This window comes from Streptomyces fumanus (genome assembly GCF_014655295.1).
Taxonomy (GTDB): domain Bacteria; phylum Actinomycetota; class Actinomycetes; order Streptomycetales; family Streptomycetaceae; genus Streptomyces; species Streptomyces fumanus.
In genome coordinates, this window is record NZ_BNBI01000007.1 from 278,623 (window position 1) to 297,428 (window position 18,806).

The following is an 18,806-nucleotide window of genomic DNA, read 5'->3' on the forward strand; positions in this document are numbered from 1 at the left end:
TCATCCGTCCTGGTCCGCGCCGGCGGGGGTGACGGCCGAGGTGCCGACCACGTGGCCGCGGGCGTCGAGTGCCTGTACCTGGAGCCGGTCGGCGTCGCGGGCCCGGGCGGGCACGGTGATCGGGGTGTCGAAGCCGTCCCAGTCCGCGGTCGCGACCGGCTTCAGGGCCCCGGTGGCGCCGCCGGCCAGCAGCCGCCAGCGGGACACGTCCGAGGCGCCGTTCCAGTTGGCCCTGACCGTTCCCTCGGCGGCGTCCTCGGTGAGCAGCTTGGGCTTGGCCAGCGACGTGCCGTCCCAGTCCAGGCGGTAGGCGCGGTAGCTGGCGGTATCGCGGGAGTTGGTGAAGGTGGCGTCGAAGATCAGCCTGCCGTCGCGCGAGAACTCGGAGATCCGGCCGGGCACGGAGGCCGCCCAGCAGACGAAGGTGTTCCCGTTGGGCAGGCTCTGGCTGCCGCCCTCGCGCATGGTGGACATCTTGTCCGGGTGGGTCAGTTGGCGGACCAGTTCGGCGGTGCGGGTCTTGGGGTCGATCCTGATCCAGGCGACCCTCGACTCGTATCCCTGCAGGCCGTTGGGGGTGGCGTTGTCGTAGATCCGGTAGGTGTGGTGACCGGCGGCCCGCACGTCGTGCTGCCACTGGAACCGGGCGCCGATGCCGAGCCGGAAGTCGCTGTGCCGGCCGCCCAGCCGCCAGATGATCCCGCCGGTCTTCCGGTCCACCTTGTAGACCGTGCTGGCGGCGTTGCCGGAGATCAGCAGGTTGCCGTCGGTGTCGAGACCGACGGAGTTCACGTGCAGGAAGTCGTACGGCGCGGTGCCGTCGGGGGGCGTACGCAGGTCGGAGTCGGTGACCGGCACGTGCTCCAGCGCGCTCCAGTTCAGCAGTTTCTCGCCGGTGGCGATGTCGATCTCCTGTACCACGCTGTCGACGACCCTGCCGTCCTTGGCGCCGCCCGCCTGGCTCAGGTCGTACGGCTTCTGCTGGTAGCTGACGATCAGCGCGGTGCCCTGGGGGGTCAGCGTGAACTCGTGGAGGTCCATCACCTGCCGGACGTCCGGGGTCTGGACGGTGGCGATGATTCTGTAGTTCTCGTCCGCGATGTAGCCGATGCCGGTGCCCTTGCCGGTGTTGGTGGCCTGCCCCTCCCACCAGGTCAGCACCTTCTTGCCCTGGTACTCCTGGACTCTGAGGTCGGTGGCGAAGTAGTTCTCCGGCAGTTCGCGGAACCAGATGGGCCGGCCCCGGTCGTCCATGATCTGCGGGCCGCGGGTGGCGTTGTTCATGCCCTGGGGGGTGACGAAGATGTCTCCGTGGGCCCGCCCCGGGCGGCGCACCAGGATGTTGGCGGCCGGCGGTTCCGTCGTGCCCGGGGTGGTCGCGAGGTCGCCCGGCCGCAGCTCGGGGACGGGGTCGGCGGTGGCCGCGGCCCGTGCGTCCGGCGCCGTGCCCGAGGCGTTGGACACGAAGGCCAGGGCGGTGGTCGCCGCGATGGCGGTCAGCGTGCGTAAACGATGCGTCATCCGCTTCTGCTCCAGTTGCTCCGGTGGGGACAGGAACTGAATGGTTCTAGCAACACTTCGGTCACAACACCGTCACAGATCGGTTCGCTGCCCGGCCGCCCCACCCGTCCCGGAGGGGCGGAGACCGGCCCCGCCCGCGGCGTCAACCCCTTAGGGGTCGCCGCCGCAGACAGGGGTTTCGGCCAGGAAACCGGCCTGATAATTTCGGGCATGTCTTCGGAGAGCGCAATTCCGCTGCACAGCACGTCATTTACCGAATGAATTCCGCAACTCTTGGGGAGAGAGCGTTGATTCGCTGCGGAAGACATGGTGGGGCAGAAGTATCTCTCGCGGACGGCGATCGTCGGCCGCACCAACGGGGCAGGTGAGGAGCCGGGGTGGAACCCGAAGAGGAGGAAATCAATCAGCAACCTCTCGTGGAGATCGAGATCAGCTCGCTGAGCCTGGCAGGATCGCCACGGTTGGCAGGGGAGTCGGCGGAGCACATCGAGGCGCTGGCCGCGGCCCAGGAGCCGCTGCCGCCGATCACCGTGCACCGGCCGACCATGCGGGTCATCGACGGCTTCCACAGGCTGAAGGCGGCCCAGTCGCGCGGGGACAGCACGATCGCCGCCCGGTTCTTCGACGGGGACGAGGCGGCGGCGTTCGTCCTGGCGGTCAAGCTCAATGCCGCCCACGGTCTGCCGCTGACGCTGGCGGACCGCAAGCGGGCCGCGGAGCGCATCATCGCCTCCCGGCCGCAGTGGTCGGACCGCAGGGTCGCCTCGGTCACCGGGATCTCCCCGGGAACCGTCGGCGACATCCGCAGGCGGGACGGCCGGGAGCCGGAAACGGTGGGCCGCCGGCTGGGTCAGGACGGCCGGCTGCGTCCCGTGGACGGCAGCGCCGGCCGCATCATCGCGGGGGAACTCCTCACGGAGAACCCGGAGCTGTCGCTGCGCCAGGTGGCCCGCGCGGCGGGCATCTCGCCGGAGACGGCCCGCGACGTACGCAACCGGCTGCGCAACGGCGAGGACCCGCTGCCCCGGCAGCACCTGCGCCGGAAGGACCCCGAGCAGGGGCGGGACGTCGTGGTCCGCAAGGGATTCAGGGCCCTCGGACTCGCGCGGCCGGCCGGCCGGGGACAGCCCAGGGCGGTCCCGGACCGGGCGGCGCTGGTGAAACGGCTGAAGGACGATCCCGCGCTCCGGTTCACCGACACCGGCCGGAATCTCCTGCGCATCCTCGCTCTGCACACCCTGAGCAAGGACGAGTGGGAAGCCATCATCGACAACGTTCCGCCGCACTGCAGCAACATCATCGCCGATCTGGCGCGGCAGTTCGCCGACCTCTGGTCGGAGTTCGCCGTCCGGGTCGAGGAGGAGGTCGCACAGATTAGCTGAGCCCGGTCCACCGCCGGGCACCGGCCGCCGTGAGAAGTCTTTCTCACGGCGGTTTTCTCGTATGCCCATTCCCGGATGGAGCTGATCATTCCTCTTTCGGCGGGCGGACGCGGTAGTACGTGATTGAACTATGGCGGTCCGAATGTTTCGCGGAGCGCCCGGCGCGCTTCACAGGAAACACACAGGGTGGCCGAAAATAATCGTCGCGCTCGAACACCGGGTCCGCTCCGCGCACTCCGCGCCGGGTGTCGGGAACCGGCCGGTCGGCCGGGGGGCGGGCGGTGCGCCGAGGACGGTGCCGCGGCACCGGTCCGGGCCCATTCCGCCGCCCGGTCAAGAAGAGGGATCAGGACAGTTTCCTGCCCGCGGCGGGCGGCTCGCCGCCGACCGCCGTGGTATAGAGGGGCCCGCGCGGGCTCGAATTGGATGCTATATTTTTTGGCCGAGTCCTGCTCTTCGGATCGATATCGGAGACCGCCCCCCACCTCCCATATCTCCGCAGGTCAGAAGCCACTATTGCTTTTCTTCTCAATTGCTGGACACATTGCAAGCCGCCGGCACCGGTGGAACGGCGCCGACAGCGTGGACACCGCGCCGCGAGGCGTGCGCAAGGTACGGGGGTGCCTGTGAATCTCAGTGAACGAGACGGAGAACTGCGACTGCTGAAGCGTCGCTACGCAGAGTGTACGAACGGCCGGGGCGCGGTCGTGGTGGCCGACGGACCGGTGGGGTGCGGCAAGACGGCGCTGATCCGTCCCTTCGCCGACTGGGTCACCCAGCAGGGCGGCTACTTCCTGCCGCTGACCGCCTCGGCCGGTGAACGGCTCGACCGCCTCGGCCTCGTCGACCAGTTGATCGACGCGATCCGCGCGGTCGGCCTGATCGGCGAACAGTTCCCGCCGGACGGCGGCACCGTCCCGGCCCCGGAGGTGCCGGACGGCGAGGACGGCCGGGCGCTGCTCAGCCTGATGCAGCGCATCCACCGCGCCGTCACCGGTGTCGCCCGGCGCCGGCCGCTGGTCATCAGCGTCGACGACGCGCACTTCGCGGACGAGGCGTCCCTGCGGTGTCTGAGATACCTGATACGCCGTATCGACTCGGTGGCCGTCCTGATCGTGCTGACCGAAGCCTCCTGCCACGAGAGAGTCCTCGCCGACTTCCACGCGGAGATCCTGCACCTTCCCCACGCACACCGGATACGCCTCGGCCCGCTCACCCCCGACGGGGTCGCCGGGCAACTGGCGCGGCATCCGGCCCTCGGTTCGGCGGCACGGGAGAACGCCGAAACGTGGGTCAGGACCAGCGGGGGCAACCCCCTGCTGCTGCACGCGCTGATCGAGGACGGCACCGAACGCGCGACCCGCCCCGGCGGGCCGGGAAGGAGCGGGCCGGCCCCGGAACCCCCGGAGGCCGGCGCCCCGGTGCCCGGCGGTGCCTTCCGGCGGGCCGTGCTGCGCTGTCTGCACCGCTGCGAGCCCGCGTTGCTCGCGGTGGCCCGCGCCATCGCGGTGCTCGGCGAGTCGGCCACCCCGTCCCTGATCGCCGGGCTCCTCGGCGACCACGCCACCTCCGTCCGCCGCAGCCTGGCCGATCTGCGCGCCGCCGGGCTCCTGGAGGACCTGCGGTTCCGGCACGAGCAGGTCCGCCCGGCCGTGCTCGGCGACATCCCGGCCCAGCGGCTCGGCACGCTGCGCGCCCGCGCCGCCGAACTGCTGCTGGAGAGCGGGGCCGTCGCCACCGCGGTCGCCGACCAGTTGCTCGCCGCCGGTGATCCGGCCGGCGCCCCCTGGCAGCCCGGCATCCTCATCGAGGCCGCCCGCGAGGCCCTGAACGCCGGTGACATCACCGCCTGCGTCGAGTACCTGCGGCACGCCTCCGGCATCTGCGCGGACGCCGTGCAGGAGGCGGAGGTCACCGCCGCCCTCGCCGAGGCCCAGTGGCTCATCGACCCGGCGAAGGCGTCCCGGTACCTGCCGCAGCTCAGCCGCATGGTGCGGGCCGGGCTGCTCACCGGGTCCGAGGCGCTGGTGCCGGTCCGCCAGCTCGTCTGGCGGGGCGAGTTCGGCCGCGCCGACGCGCTGCTGCGGACCGTCGAACGGCAGGCGGCCGCCGCGGGGGCGGACGTCTGGGACGGCACCGGACGGCCCTCCTCCACGGTCCGCCCCGACCTCGCCCTGGTCCGCCTCAGCCTCTCCTTCTGCTGCCCGGGCCTCCGCCCCGGCATGACCCCACCCGGCCCGGTCGACCCGCTCGCCTCCCTCGACCCCGCCGACCCGGGCACCTCCGCCGGCCCGGACACCTTCACCGGCACGTCCGCCTCGTCCGGCACGTCCGCCTCGTCCGGCACGTCCGCCTCGGTCGGCCCCGCCCGCCCCGCCGCGGCCGGCCCCGCGGGCGTCCCCCCGGCCGGTGCCGAACCGCCCGAGCCCGCCCCCCTGTCGCCGCGCACCTTCCTCGCGCTCTCCGCCGGGCTCACCGGCGACGACGGGGACCGGCTCGCCGACCGGGTGCTGGGAGCCGCCCGCGCGGACACCTCCGTCACCTCGGTGCTGGCCGCGCTGATCCTGCTGGCCCACACCTACCGCCTGGAGGAGGCCGGCGACTGGGCGGAGAAGCTGCTCCGGGAGCCCTGGAACCGGGGTGTGCCGATGCGCCGGGCGCTGCTGGAGACGGCCCGCGCGGCCTTCGCCCTGCGGCGCGGCGACCCGGCCACGGCGAGCGAGGCCGCGCGGACCGCCCTGAGCCTGGCCACCCCGGAGGCGTGGGGCATCACGATCGGGCTGCCGCTGTCCCTGGCGGTCCGTGCCGCGACCGAACTCGGCGACCTGGAGACCGCGCGGTCCTACCTCGACCTGCCGGTGCCGGTGGCCATGTTCGGGACGCCGTTCACCCTGCCGTACCTCCAGGCGTTCGGCCGCTACCAGTTGGCCATCGCCCGCCCCCGCGCGGCGCTGCGCAACTTCGAGTCCTGCGGGGAACTCATGGTCAAGTGGAAGCTGGACGCGCCGGAGTTCGTGGACTGGCGCAACGACGTGAGCGCCGCCCTGCTCACCCTGGGCGACCCGCACAAGGCCCGCGCCGTGACCGTGGAGCACCTGGCCCGGCTCGGCGAGGGGCCCGGCCACGCCCGGGGCGTCGCGCTGCGCCGCCTGGCCGCGGTCAGCCCGCCCCGGGACCGGCTGCCGCTGCTGCGCGAGGCGGTACGGGTCCTGAGGGCCTGCGGCGACCGGCTGGAGACCGGCCGCGCGCTGGCCGACCTGGAGACCGCGCGTACCGCCGTGGTACGCCGGGACCTGCCGTCCGAGATGCCCCGCCCGGTGGCCTCGCTGTGGACGTACCTCGACGCGGCGCGGGACGCCCCGCAGCCACCGCCCGCCCCGGCACCCCGCTCGCACGGCGGTCACGCGGCGCACCGGCCCGCCCCGGACGAGGCGCCGCCGCCCGAACTCACCGAGGCCGAACGGCGGGTGGGCGCCCTGGCCGCCGCCGGCTGCACCAACCGGGAGATCGCCGACCGCCTTTTCATCACGGTGAGCACGGTGGAACAGCATCTCACCAAAATTTACCGGAAGTTGAAAGTGCGCAGCCGTGGTGAACTTCCGGCGTCACTGGCCCGGCTCGGCGAAGCCCCCTGCTCACCGAACGGGCGGTGAGGAGGGGGCCCGTCCAACCGTGGATACCGGTCTGTTGGACAGCGTTGTGACCGGGGTCGGCGGCGTGTGATCCTGGCTGCCGAAATCGCCCTGCGAGAGCCGCTTTCCCGCCCGATTCCGTGACCGATTCCGTACGGGGGTAAATCCATGACCGCAAGCCGTCCGGAAGACAAGGCACGGGAAGATCTGGATCCGCTTGTCGTGGATTTCCTGGCACGGGCGGAAAACGCCTCGGCCGCGAACCGGGCGGCGTTCGACCGCGCGGGGCTGAAGCAGGGCGCGCCCAGCCGTTCGGGCCCGCCCGACACCGCCGCGAAGATCCTCGGCCGCAACTGGGCGGCGCCGCTGGCCGTCGGCCCGCTCGCCGGGCTGGTCCGGCCGGATGCGCTGCCCGCCGTGCTCGGCGCGGCGGGCGGCGCGGGACTGCCCGCCGTGGTCAGCGCCCTCACCCCCGGCTCCGGCCCGGCGGCCCCGGAGACACCGCTGTGGCTGCGGACGTATGCCTTCGAGGACGACGACACCGCGCGGCGGATCGCCGCCGGCGCCCAGGACGCCGGGTACACCGCCCTCGTCCTCGCCCTGGGCCCGCAGACCGGGGCCGCCCCCGCCCCGGTCACCGGGTCCGGGCTGCGGGCCGCCGCCGACTGGGCCGACCTGGAGCGTCTGCGCGCGGCCTGCGGGCTGCCGCTGCTGGTCGCCGGGGTCCGCACCGCGCGGGACGCCGTCCGGGCCGTCGACGCCGGGGCCGACGGCCTGGTCACCGACCGCCTGGCGACGCTGCCCGCGGTCGCGGCCGCCACGACCGGGGGCCGCCCGGTGCTGCTGGAGGGCGGCGTCCGGCGCGGCGCCGACGTCCTGACCGCCCTCGCCTCCGGCGCCGACGCGGTCCTCCTCGGCCGCCCGGTCCTGGACGCCCTGCTCACCGGCGGCGAGGCCGGCGTCACCGCGGCGCTGACCGGCCTGGTCGGCGAGCTGACGGCCGCGATGGCCTTCACCGGCACCCCCACGGTGACCGAGGCCCGCCCCTCCGTCCTGCGCACCGCCCCCCACCCGGTGACGGTCACACCCCTGCCCGGCACCGCCCCCGCGCCCCCGCCCGCCCCCGTCCCCGCCGCCCCGGACGGCCCCCTGCGCAGGGCCGATCTGCACGCCAGCGTGTCCGACCCCGTGCTGGACACCATGAACTTCCTCAACGAGATCACCCACCGCTACCCGGACGCGATCTCCTTCGCCCCGGGCCGCCCCTACGACGGGTTCTTCGAGACCGAGCGGATCTTCACCTACGTCCGCGGCTACCTCGACCACCTGGCCGCCCAGGGCAGCACGCCCCAGGACATCCGTACCGCGATGTACCAGTACGGGCCCACCGCCGGGCAGATCCGCGAGATCGTCGCCGACTCGCTGCGCGCCGACGAGGGCATCGACGTACCCCCCGAGTCGATCGTCGTCACGGTCGGCGCGCAGGAGGCCATGCTGCTGGTGCTGCGCGCCCTCATGGCCGGCCCCGACGACGTCCTGCTCGCGGCGAGCCCCTGCTACGTCGGCATCACCGGTGCGGCGAAGCTGCTGGACGTGCCGGTGACCGCGGTCGAGGAGCGCGCGGACGGCTTCCGCAGCGCCGACCTGGAGGCGGCGATCCTGCGCGAGCACGCCCGCGGCCGCCGCCCCCGCGCCTTCTACGTCATCCCCGACCACTCCAACCCCTCCGGCGCCACCCTGGACGAGGCGACCCGCCGGGAGCTGCTCGCCCTCGCGGAGCGCTACGGCGTCCTGATCATCGAGGACAGCCCCTACCGCCGGGTCAGCCCGGGCACGCCGCCGCCGACGCTGAAGTCCCTGGACACCTCGCGTTCGGTGGTCCACCTGGGGTCCTTCGCCAAGACCGTCTTCCCCGGCGCCCGGGTCGGCTTCGCCGTGGCCGACCAGCCGGTGGTGGACGACGAGGGGCGGACCGGGCTGCTCGCCGCCGAACTCGTCAAGATCAAGAGCATGGTGACGGTGAACACCTCGTCGCTGAGCCAGGCCGCGGTGGCCGGCGCCCTGCTGGCCGCCGAGGGCCGGCTCTCCGTCCTGAACGCCGACGCGGCCGCCTACTACGGCGACGCCATGCGCACCACGCTGCGCGCGCTGGACGCCCGTATCCCGGCCGCCCGCCGCGCGGAGCTGGGCGTGCGCTGGAACGAGCCCGCCGGCGGATTCTTCCTCAGCGTGCACGTGCCGTTCCGGGCGGACGACGCGGCGCTGACCCGTTCCGCACAGGACTTCGGCGTCATCTGGACGCCGATGCGTTACTTCTATCCGCAGGGCGGCGGGCAGTACGCCCTCCGCCTCTCCACGAGTTATCTGACGACCGCGGAGATCGAAGAGGGAACCGCGCGGCTCGCGCGGTTCATCGAGGCGCAGAGCCATAGAGGATGACGCCCGGGAGCACACCCGGGAACATTCCGGAAAAGCCAACGGAAAAGCAATCGGGCAAGCCACCGGGAAAGCCGCCGGTATCCCCGCCGGAAAACCATCGGGACATCCGCCGGGAAAGCCGTCGGGAAACGAACGGCAGAACGATCCGTCCAGTGGTCGGAAAGCGATCGATGAAGCGATCGGAAAGGCGAAGCAAGTGACCGGCAGCAGCAGTACGACAAAACCGCGCAGCAGGCCGCGCATGTGGGGGTGGACCTACAGATGACCATCATCATGGACCGAGCCGAGACCCCGGTCCTGACCGGCGACGGCGCGCTGAAGACGCCGTACCGGCCCCGGATCGTCGGGGTGGGGACAGCGGCGTCCGACACGATCTACACCCAGACGGAGGTGCTCGACGCCTTCGGGATCACCGATCCGAAGATCCGCTCCGTCTTCGTCAACAGCGCCATCGACACGCGCCACCTGACCCTGCCCGACCCGGACGCCGACGGTGTCCGCAACCCCGAGCCGCAGGGCGACCTGCTGGACAAGCACAAGTCGATGGCCGTGCGGATGGGCGTCGACGCCCTGAACGCCTGCCTGAAGCGGGCCGGCGCCGAACTCTCCGACCTGCGCCACCTGTGCTGCGTCTCCTCCACCGGCTTCCTCACCCCGGGCCTGAGCGCCCTGATGATCCGCGAGCTGGGCATCGACCGGCACTGCAGCCGCAGCGACATCGTCGGCATGGGCTGCAACGCCGGACTCAACGCGCTCAACGTCGTCTCCGGCTGGTCCGCCGCCCACCCGGGCGAACTCGCCGTGGTGCTCTGCACCGAGGCGTGCTCCGCCGCGTACGCGATGGACTCCTCGATGCGCACCGCGGTCGTCAACAGCCTCTTCGGCGACGGCGCCGGCGCCATCGCCCTGATGTCCGGGCCCGGCGACGAGGCGTCCGGCACCTCGGAGGGGCCGACCATCCTCAAGCTGGCCAGTTGCATCATCCCCGAAGCGGTCGACGCGATGCGCTACGACTGGGACCGCGAGCTGGACCGCTTCAGCTTCTACCTCGACCCGCAGATCCCGTACGTCGTCGGCGCGCACGCCGAGATCGTGGTCGACCGGCTGCTGGGCGACACCGGGCTGCGCCGCAGCGACATCCGGCACTGGCTGGTGCACTCCGGCGGCAAGAAGGTCATCGACGCGGTCATCGTCAACCTGGGCCTGACCCGCTACGACCTGCGGCACACCGTCGGCGTGCTGCGGGACTACGGCAATGTGTCCAGCGGATCGTTCATCTTCTCGTACGAAAGGCTGCTCGACGAGCAGGTCACCCGGCCCGGCGACTACGGCGTGCTGATGACCATGGGACCGGGGTCCACGCTCGAGACGGCGCTGGTCCAGTGGTGAAGACGGGGGAGCAGACAGTGGGGGACGACACGGTGAGGGACATGAGCGACGCACTGACGCTGAGCATCGACGGGACGCAGCCGCTGTCGCTCGCGGCGGTCCGGGACATCACCGGCCTGTGCGACCGGGCCGAGGACCGGGGCGAGGCCGGCACGGTGACCCTGAAGGTCAGCGGCGCGCCCGGGCCCGACTGGACGGACGGGCTGACCGTCGCCCTGGTCACCAAGTGGGAGCGGGCGCTGCGCCGCCTGGAGCGGCTGCCGGCCGCGACGGTCGCGCTGGCCTCCGGGGACTGCGGCGGGCAGGCCCTGGACGCCTTCCTCGCCGCCGACATCAGGATCGCCACCCGGGACACCCGGCTGCTGCTGCCGTTCGACGGCGAGTCGACCTGGCCGGGGCTGGCCATGTTCCGGCTGGTGCAGCTCGCCGGCTCGGCCCGCACCCGCCGGGCCGTGCTGTTCGGGCAGCCGGTCAAGGCGTCCGAGGCGCTGATGCTGGGCGTGGCCGACGAGCTGACCGACGACCTGGACGGCGCCGCCGCCGCGACGGCACAGCGGCTGGCCGGGCTGTCCGGCAAGGAACTCGCCATCCGCCGCCAGCTCCTGTTCGACGCGGCCACCACCAGCTTCGAGGACGCGCTCGGCCCGCACCTGGCCGCCTGCGACCGCAGCCTGCGCCGCACCGCCGCCGAGGAGGCCGCATGAGCGCGGCCCCGGACGCGGACCCGGCCGCCCTCGACGGGTGGCCGGCCCTGGCGGAGGCGGCCGGCCGGGAGACGGCGGTGCTGGCGGCGCTGCCCTCCCCGACCGAGCGCACCCCCGGGCAGCGGGCCGAGGCGGAAGCGGCCAAGGACACCGCCCGCGCGGCCCGCGCCCGGTTCCTCGACGACCACGCCGACGCCGTGTACGACCGGCTCACCGAGGGCCGTTCCCGGTCCCTGCGGATCGAGGACCTGGTCGAGGCCGCGGCGGCGGCCTTCCCCGGCCTGGTGCCGGACGCCGACCTGCTCGCCCGGGAACGCGCCCGCACCCAGGCCGACAAGGACGGCCACGAGATCGACCAGGGCATCTTCCTGCGCGCCGTCCTGCGCTCACCCGTGGCCGGCCCGCACCTGATGGACGCGATGCTCCGGCCGACGGCCCGTGCGCTGCGCCTGCTGCCGGAGTTCCTGCGCACCGGCGTGCTGGAGATGGAGGCCGTGCGCCTGGAGCGCCGGGACGGCGTGGCCCGGCTGACCATGTGCCGGGAGGACCGCCTCAACGCCGAGGACAACCAGCAGGTCGACGACATGGAGACCGCCGTCGACCTGGCCCTGCTCGACCCGTCCGTACGGGTGGGCCTGCTGCGCGGCGGCGAGATGAGCCACCCGCGCTACCGGGGCCGCCGGGTGTTCAGCGCCGGCATCAACCTCAAGAACCTCAGCTCCGGCGACATCTCCCTGGTCGACTTCCTGCTCCGCCGGGAACTGGGCTACATCCACAAGCTGATCCGGGGCCTGCGCACCGACGACGGGGGCGCGTGGCACGTCCGGCACGTGGAGAAGCCGTGGGTGGCGGTGGTGGACGGCTTCGCGATCGGCGGCGGCACCCAGTTGCTGCTCGCCTTCGACCACGTGATCGCCGCCTCCGACGCCTACCTCAGCCTGCCCGCGGCGAAGGAGGGCATCATCCCCGGCGCCTCCAACTTCCGGTTCAGCCGGTACGTCGGGCCCCGGCTGTCCCGGCAGGTGATCCTGGAGGGCCGCCGGATCTGGGCCACCGAACCCCAGGCGAGGCTGCTCGTCGACGAGGTGGTGGAACCGGCCGAGCTGGACGCCGCCGTGGAGCGGAGCCTGGACCGGCTGGACGGCGAGGCGGTCCTCGCCAACCGCCGGATGCTCAACCTGGCGGAGGAGCCGGAGGACGCGTTCCGCGCGTACATGGCGGAGTTCGCCTTCCAGCAGGCGCTGCGGCTGTACGGCGAGGACGTGATCCACAAGGTCGGCCGGTTCGCCGCGGGGCCGGCGTGAGCGACGACGACCGGCCCCGGGTCCGCTACGAGAAGAAGGACCACGTCGCCCGGGTCACCCTGGACCGTCCCGAGGTGCTCAACGCGATGGACCTGCGCACCCACGAGGAACTCGCGGGTGTCTGGGACGAGGTGGAGGCCGACGACGACGTCCGGGCGGTGGTGCTGACCGGCGCCGGCGACCGGGCCTTCTCCGTCGGGCAGGACCTCAAGGAGCGGGCCCGCCTCGACGCGGCGGGGGAGCCGCCGACCACGTTCGGTAGCCGGGACCGGCCCGGCTGGCCCCGGCTGACCGAGCGGTTCGACCTGTCCAAGCCGGTGGTGGCCCGGGTCAACGGGTACGCCCTGGGCGGCGGCTTCGAACTGGTCCTCGCCTGCGACCTGGTGATCGCCGCGCACGACGCGGTGTTCGCGCTGCCGGAGGTCCGGCTCGGGCTGGTGCCCGGCGCGGGCGGGGCCTTCCGGCTGGCCCGCCAGATGCCCCTGAAGCAGGCCATGGGGTACCTGCTCACCGGACGCCGGATGGACGCGGCGACCGCCCTGCGGTTCGGGCTGGTCAACGAGGTCGCCGAGCCCGGGGAGCTGGACCGGCGGGTCGACGAGTGGACGGACGACCTGGTCCGCAGCGCGCCCCTGGCGGTGCGGGCCGTCAAGGAGTCGGTGCTGCGCTCCCTGGACCAGCCGCTGCCGGAGGCGTTCGCCACCCGGTACGTCTGGGAGGAGCGCCGGATGCGCAGCGGCGACGCCGTGGAGGGCCCCCGGGCCTTCGCCGAGCACCGGGAACCGGTGTGGACCGGCCGGTGACCCGGCCCTGACGGCCGGGCCGCCGGCGGGAGGACCCCCCGGCCGGCGGCCCGGCCCCGCCGACCCCCAGGAAGGAAGGACGCCGATGCCCGTCGCGCGGATCAACGGAATCGACCTCGGCTACGACGTGTACGGAACCGGCACCCCGGTGGTGATGGTCACCGGCACCGGCGCCCCCGGACGGGTCTGGCGCACCCACCAGGTGCCGGCGCTCACCGCGGCCGGGCACCGGGTGATCACCCTGGACAACCGGGGCATCCCGCCGACCGACGCGGGCCCCGGGGGCTTCACCCTGGACGACATGGCCGCCGACGTGGCCGGCCTGATCGAGTACCTCGGCGCCGGTCCCTGCCGGGTGGTCGGCTACTCGCTGGGCGGCATCGTCGTCCAGGAACTCCTGCTGGCCCGGCCCGACCTGGTCACCCGGGCGGTGCTGATGGCGAGCAGCGGTCGCACCGACGCCCTGATCGCCGCGATGACGGCCGGCGACATCGAACTCGCCGACAGCGGTACGAAGATCCCGCCCGGGTACGCGGCCTACATCCAGGCCCTGCAGAACCTCTCACCGCGCACCCTCAACGACGACGAGAAGCTGCGCGACTGGCTCGGCGTCCTCGAACTGTCGATGGTCGACCGCTCGGCGGTCCGCGCCCAGCTCGGCCTGGACCTGATCCCGAACCGGCTGCCGCAGTACCGCGCGATCGACCGCCCCTGCCTGGTGATCGGCTTCCAGGACGACCTGGTGGTCCGCCCGCACCTGTGCCGGGAGATCGCCGACGCCGTGCCCGGCGCCCGCTACACGGAGATCCCCGGCTGCGGCCACTACGGCTATCTGGAGCGGCCCGAGGAGGTGAACGCCGCGATCGTGGACTTCTTCGCCGAGGAACCGCGGTGAGCGCGCCGCCGCTCCGGTGCCGTCAGCGCGGCGGGGCCGTGCCGGGGGAGGGGGCGGCGTCGGCCCGCGCGGCGTCGGCCAGCGCCTCGGCCGCGGCCTGGGCCGCCCGCGCCGAGTCGTCGGCGGCCCGGGCGGTCATGTCGTCGTCCGGCGGCTTCTCGCGGGTGGCCGGCGACGGCGGCAGCGTCTCGCCGAAGGCCCGGGAGACGCCCTGCAGCGCGGTGGTGATCTCGCTGGGGATCACCCAGAAGTTGTTGCCCTCGCCCTGTGCCAACTGGGGCAGCGCCTGGAGGTACTGGTAGGCGAGGAGCTTGGGGTCGGGGTCGTTGCGGTGCACCGCCTGGAACACCTCGTCGATCGCCCGGGACTGGCCCTCGGCCTGGAGGATCGCGGCGGTCCGGTTGCCCTCGGCGCGCAGCACGGCGGCCTGCTTGTCGCCCTCGGCGGTGAGGATCTGCGACTGGCGCTGCCCCTCGGCGCCCAGCACCGCGGCCCGCTTGTCCCGCTCGGCCCGCATCTGCTTCTGCATCGCGTCCTTGATGGACTGCGGCGGGTCGATCGCCTTGATCTCCACCCGGTTCACCCGCAGCCCCCACTTGCCGGTGGCCTCGTCCAGCACGCCGCGGAGCTGGCTGTTGATGGTGTCGCGGGAGGTGAGGGTCTTCTCCAGGTCCATCGAGCCCACCACGTTGCGCAGGGTGGTGACGGTGAGCTGTTCGACGCCCTGCAGGAAGTTGGCGATCTCGTAGAACGCCGCCCGGGGATCGGTGACCTGGAAGTACAGCACGGTGTCGATCTCCACGACCAGGTTGTCCTCGGTGATCACCGGCTGGGGCGTGAAGGAGACGACCTGTTCCCGCAGGTCGATCAGCGGATGCACCCGGTCGATGAAGGGGATGACCAGGCTCAGCCCCGGGGTCAGGGTGCGGTGGTAGCGGCCCAGCCGCTCGACGTTGCGGGCGCGTGCCTGGGGCACGATGCGCACCGCCCGTACCACGGTGAAGATCGCGATCAGCGCGACGATCAGGCCGGCGACGACCGGCGCGGTGACGTCCATGGCTTCAGTCCCGGGGGTAGACGAAGGCGGTGGTGCCGCTGATCCGGATGACGTCGACGGCCGCTCCCGGCGCGATCACCAGCGTCTCGTCGTAGGGGCGGGCCGTCCACTCCTCTCCGTCGATGCGGACCCGGCCGCCGGTGGCCGTCACCTCGGTGACGGTGTACGCGGCCTTGCCGACCAGCGCGTCGATCCCGAACCGGGCCGGCTGCGGCCGGGTCAGGTGACGCAGCGCGACCGGGCGGACGAACAGCACGGTGACCGTGGCGAGGACGGCGTAGACCACGAACTGCAGCGGCGGCGGGAGGCCGAGCGCGGCGGTCCCGGCGGTGAGCACGGCGGCGACGCCCAGCATGCCGAGCGCGGCGGTGAGCGTGAGGATCTCCGCCACGGCCAGCACGGCCCCGGCGATCAGCCAGATCAGCCACGGTTCCATGACGCGCCTCGTCCCGCCGGTGCGCACGTACCTTCCAGGCTAACGCGCGGAACGCCGTCCGGCCCGGGGCCGCCGGCCCGGCCCCCGCGAAGGCGGCTCCCCGGTGCGGAGCCGCCTTCGCCCGTCGGTCCGCCGACCCCCGTACGGCGGACCCGGCGCGACGCGGCCGGCCCGTCTCCCTCCCCCAGAGGTGACGGGCCGGCCGCTCCCCCGGCGCCGGTCTGTGGTGGCCCGCGGCCGTGCTGTCACCAGCACATGACCGCGGTCTCGCCCGGACCCCACGAGGAGTACAGGCGCACTCGGACGACATAGCGGCGGCCCTTGACGAGCCGCGCCCTGATGGTGGCGTTGTGCGGGGTGCCGCCGTCGTCCCGTCCGGCGAGGTAGCGGGGCTCGGCGTCCCGCTCCTCGAAGACCACGACGACCGCGTCCCCGTCCCCGAAGGCGCCCACGGTGTACTCGCGGGTCTGGGGCGGTTCGATCACGAAGTCGGCCTGCTCGCCCGGGCCGAGACCGAGCGGCACGGAACGGAACGGCACCAGCGCGGGCGGCCCGGACGGGTCGGCCGGCGGGTACCAGCGCAGCACCCACTCCTTGTCGGCGGCGGACAGCGTGCCCGGCGGATGCACGCCCCCGCGGTACTGCTCCGGCTCCAGGATCAGCCCCGGCGGGAACGGGTACTGCATGACCGACTGCGGGTCCCAGACGGTCCCGTTGGCCTCGTCCGGGTCCAGCTTGCGCAGGATGTTGGCGTCCGTCCGCTCCCGGCTCCAGTGGTGCGGCGGGCCGGCCAGCTCGGCGTAGACCGCCTCGTCGTCCCAGTGCAGCCCGGCGAACGGGCTCTGGTGCTCGTGCAGCATGCCGAGCACGTGCCCGATCTGGTGCAGGGCCGTGCCGCGCTCCCCGGGCGCGGTCAGGTCCCAGCCGAAGTTCATGGTGCGCTCGTGCGTCCCCACCCGCAGCGCGTCCTTGCCGACCGCCGACCAGGAGCCGTCCCCCTCCTGGAACCCGATCCGCAGCTCGGCCTCGGAACGGTCGCCGACCTCGGTGAAGACCAGCCCGATGCCGAGGTCCTGCCACTCCCGGAAGCAGTCCCGCACCACGTCGCGCTGGGCCGCGTCCCCCGCCCAGGGCACCCGCCGGGTCCGGCCGGTCCCCGGGACCGTGATCACCGAGGCGTCGGTGCCGGCGTCGAAGAAGTAGTAGTGCAGCACCGTGCCGTTGACCCAGATCCGCCGCCCGCCGACGAGCGCGCCGAGCCGCTCGGCGGCCAGCCCCGGCGGATACGCGGGAGCGGGCTGCTGCGCGAGCGAGCAGTAGCGAACGGTCATGAACGACAGCGTGCCCTCCCGTCGCTCCCGGCACCTGAGTCGGGATCTACTCAAGTCACCCTGTATCAAACATGAGTACGCCGGCTCCTGTTCTCGTGACGACTCTCGACGCGACGATCCCCGCCCCGGGCGCCCCGGCGCCCGCCCCGCCCTGGCCGTTCACCGGGCGTGTGGCAGAACGGGAGCTGGTACGCCGGTCCCTGACCGCCGGCCGCCCCGGCCTGGTGGTCACCGGCCCGGCCGGGTACGGCAAGACCCGGCTGGTCACCGAGGCGGTCCGGGGCACCGACCACATCCGGGTGGCCGGGACGCCCGAGACCCGGCACCTGCCCTTCGCCGCCTTCGCCCACCTGCTGCCCGAGCCGGTCACGCTGCACCGCGCCGTCCGGTCGCTGACCGGCGTACGGCTGCTGCTGGTCGACGACGCGCACTGGCTCGACGACGCCTCCGCCGCCCTGGTCCACCAGATGGCCGTGCACGGCCGCACCCGGCTGCTGGTCGTCGCCGCCGACGGCACCGCCGTACCGGAGGCCGTCTCCCGGCTGTGGACCGGCGAACTCCTGCCCCGGCTCGCCCTCGAAGCGCTGCCCCCCGAGGACACCGCCGACCTGCTCGCGGCGGCCCTCGGGGGCCCGCCCGAGCCGCTCACCGCCGGCCGGCTGCACCGGCTGTGCCGGGGCGATCTGCGGCTGCTGCGCGAACTGCTGGCCGCGATGCGCGAGCGGACCCCGCCCGGCGCCCTTCCGGAGACCGGCCAGTGGGCCTGGCGGGGACCGGTGCCGGTCACCGCCGCCGTGCGCGAGCGGCTCGCCCCGGACCTCGACCGCTGGTCCGACGAGGAGCGCGAGACCCTCCAGCGGCTCGCCTTCGCCGAACCCCTGCCGCTCCACTGGGACCTGGACGGCCTCGACGTCCGGGTCCTGGAGCGACTGGAGGCCGCAGGACTGGTCCTCGTCGACGACGACGGCGGCACCCGCCTCGCCCACCCGCTGCACGGCCCCGTGCTGCGCGCCACGGCCGGCACACTGCGCGCCCGCAGACTGGCCCGCGCCGCCGACGACCGGTGCGCTCCCGCCCTGGCCGCCGAGACCGCCGCCCTGACCCGCCGGACCGAACGCGACGACGTCCGCCCGGCCGCCGCGCCGGTGGGGGAGTGGCTGGTCGCCGAGGGCGCGGGACTGCCCGCCCCCGACGCGGCGGTGCGGGCCCGCTTCGCCCGGCTCGGCGGCCGGCTCAAGGAGGCCGCCGCCTGGGCCCGCGAGGGCCTGCGCGGCACCCCGGACGACCCCGCCTGCCGTACGGAACTCGCCCTGGCCGCCGCCCAGTGCGGGCCCCCGGGCGCCGGGGACCCGGCCGCCGCGCCGGTCTGGGCCGCCGCCGCGCGCGGAGACCTGGCCGGGGCGGTCGCGGCCGTCGCCGAGGACGCCTACGACGCCGTACGGCTCGGCGCGCCCGAGCGGGCCGCCGGGCGGCTGGGCGGGGTGTTCGCCGCGCACGCCGACGCCCTGGCCCGGCGCGACGGACCCGCCCTGGACCGGGCGGCCGGGGAACTGCGGCAGCGGGGCTTCCTGCTGTTCGCCGCCGAGGCGCACGCCCAGGCCGCCGCCGCGCACCGCGACCCGGCCGCCGCCCGCACCGCCCGCACCCGGGCCGTCGCCCTGGCCCGGCGCTGCCAGGGCGCCCGCACCCCGGCCCTGTCCGGCCTGGTCCTCGGCGAACTCACCGCCCGCCAGCGGCAGATCGTCACCCTGGCCGCCGCCGGCCTGAGCAACCGGCAGATCGCCGAACGCCTCACCCTCTCCGTGCGCACCGTCGGCAACCACCTCTACAGCGCCTACGCCCGCCTCGGCGTCGGCGACCGCGCCACCCTGCCCTGGCTGGTGGACCTCCCCGAGGCGCAGCCCGCGTGAGAC

Annotated in this window: 13 protein-coding genes; 9 read left to right on the forward strand and 4 right to left on the reverse strand. The window is 73.8% G+C overall.

Annotated features, from left to right (window positions below; translation table 11 throughout):
• Window positions 1-1,521, reverse strand: a complete 1,521-nt coding sequence (locus tag IE316_RS17530) for an arylsulfotransferase family protein (protein WP_190205294.1) — start codon at window positions 1,519-1,521, stop codon at window positions 1-3.
• Between the two features lie 377 nt (window positions 1,522-1,898).
• Between IE316_RS17530 and IE316_RS17535 the strand changes: the two genes are divergently transcribed.
• The 8 genes from IE316_RS17535 (at window position 1,899) to IE316_RS17570 (ending at window position 14,069) form a co-directional block, all read left to right on the forward strand.
• Window positions 1,899-2,903, forward strand: a complete 1,005-nt coding sequence (locus tag IE316_RS17535; RefSeq protein WP_190205295.1) for a ParB/RepB/Spo0J family partition protein — start codon at window positions 1,899-1,901, stop codon at window positions 2,901-2,903.
• Window positions 2,904-3,529: 626 nt separating this feature from the next.
• Complete coding sequence (locus IE316_RS17540; RefSeq protein ID WP_190205296.1) at window positions 3,530-6,556, forward strand: helix-turn-helix transcriptional regulator; 3,027 nt, start codon at window positions 3,530-3,532, stop codon at window positions 6,554-6,556.
• Window positions 6,557-6,757: 201 nt separating this feature from the next.
• Complete coding sequence (locus IE316_RS17545; protein WP_229910431.1) at window positions 6,758-8,974, forward strand: aminotransferase class I/II-fold pyridoxal phosphate-dependent enzyme; 2,217 nt, start codon at window positions 6,758-6,760, stop codon at window positions 8,972-8,974.
• 261 nt (window positions 8,975-9,235) lie between these two features.
• Window positions 9,236-10,363 (forward strand): 3,5-dihydroxyphenylacetyl-CoA synthase DpgA, encoded by a 1,128-nt coding sequence (dpgA, locus tag IE316_RS17550; protein WP_190205298.1) that lies wholly within the window; start codon window positions 9,236-9,238, stop codon window positions 10,361-10,363.
• A gap of 41 nt (window positions 10,364-10,404) precedes the next feature.
• A complete protein-coding gene (gene dpgB, locus IE316_RS17555; protein WP_190205299.1) occupies window positions 10,405-11,067 on the forward strand; it encodes an enoyl-CoA-hydratase DpgB in 663 nt (220 codons plus the stop codon).
• Entirely contained in the window at window positions 11,064-12,371 is a 1,308-nt protein-coding gene (gene dpgC / locus IE316_RS17560) for a (3,5-dihydroxyphenyl)acetyl-CoA 1,2-dioxygenase DpgC (protein ID WP_190205300.1), read from the forward strand. Before dpgB ends, dpgC begins: the two co-directional genes overlap by 4 nt.
• Window positions 12,368-13,174 (forward strand): enoyl-CoA-hydratase DpgD, encoded by an 807-nt coding sequence (gene dpgD, locus IE316_RS17565; RefSeq protein WP_190205301.1) that lies wholly within the window; start codon window positions 12,368-12,370, stop codon window positions 13,172-13,174. The genes dpgC and dpgD overlap by 4 nt, the downstream gene beginning before the upstream one ends.
• A gap of 85 nt (window positions 13,175-13,259) precedes the next feature.
• Window positions 13,260-14,069 (forward strand): alpha/beta fold hydrolase, encoded by an 810-nt coding sequence (locus tag IE316_RS17570; protein ID WP_190205302.1) that lies wholly within the window; start codon window positions 13,260-13,262, stop codon window positions 14,067-14,069.
• A gap of 22 nt (window positions 14,070-14,091) precedes the next feature.
• On the opposite strand, the gene IE316_RS17575 is transcribed toward IE316_RS17570, so the two are convergent.
• From IE316_RS17575 to absR1, 3 genes are all read right to left on the reverse strand, one after another.
• Entirely contained in the window at window positions 14,092-15,126 is a 1,035-nt protein-coding gene (locus tag IE316_RS17575) for an SPFH domain-containing protein (RefSeq protein WP_190205303.1), read from the reverse strand.
• A gap of 4 nt (window positions 15,127-15,130) precedes the next feature.
• Window positions 15,131-15,562: an NfeD family protein gene (locus IE316_RS17580; protein WP_190205304.1), complete on the reverse strand. Its 432-nt coding sequence runs from the start codon at window positions 15,560-15,562 to the stop codon at window positions 15,131-15,133.
• A gap of 245 nt (window positions 15,563-15,807) precedes the next feature.
• The gene (gene absR1, locus IE316_RS17585) at window positions 15,808-16,893 is read right to left on the reverse strand and encodes a beta-glucuronidase AbsR1 (protein ID WP_190205305.1); all 1,086 of its coding nucleotides are present in this window, start codon (window positions 16,891-16,893) and stop codon (window positions 15,808-15,810) included.
• Window positions 16,894-16,964: 71 nt separating this feature from the next.
• Between absR1 and IE316_RS17590 the strand changes: the two genes are divergently transcribed.
• Window positions 16,965-18,803 (forward strand): LuxR family transcriptional regulator AbsR2, encoded by a 1,839-nt coding sequence (locus IE316_RS17590; protein WP_190205306.1) that lies wholly within the window; start codon window positions 16,965-16,967, stop codon window positions 18,801-18,803.
• Window positions 18,804-18,806 lie beyond the last annotated feature (3 nt).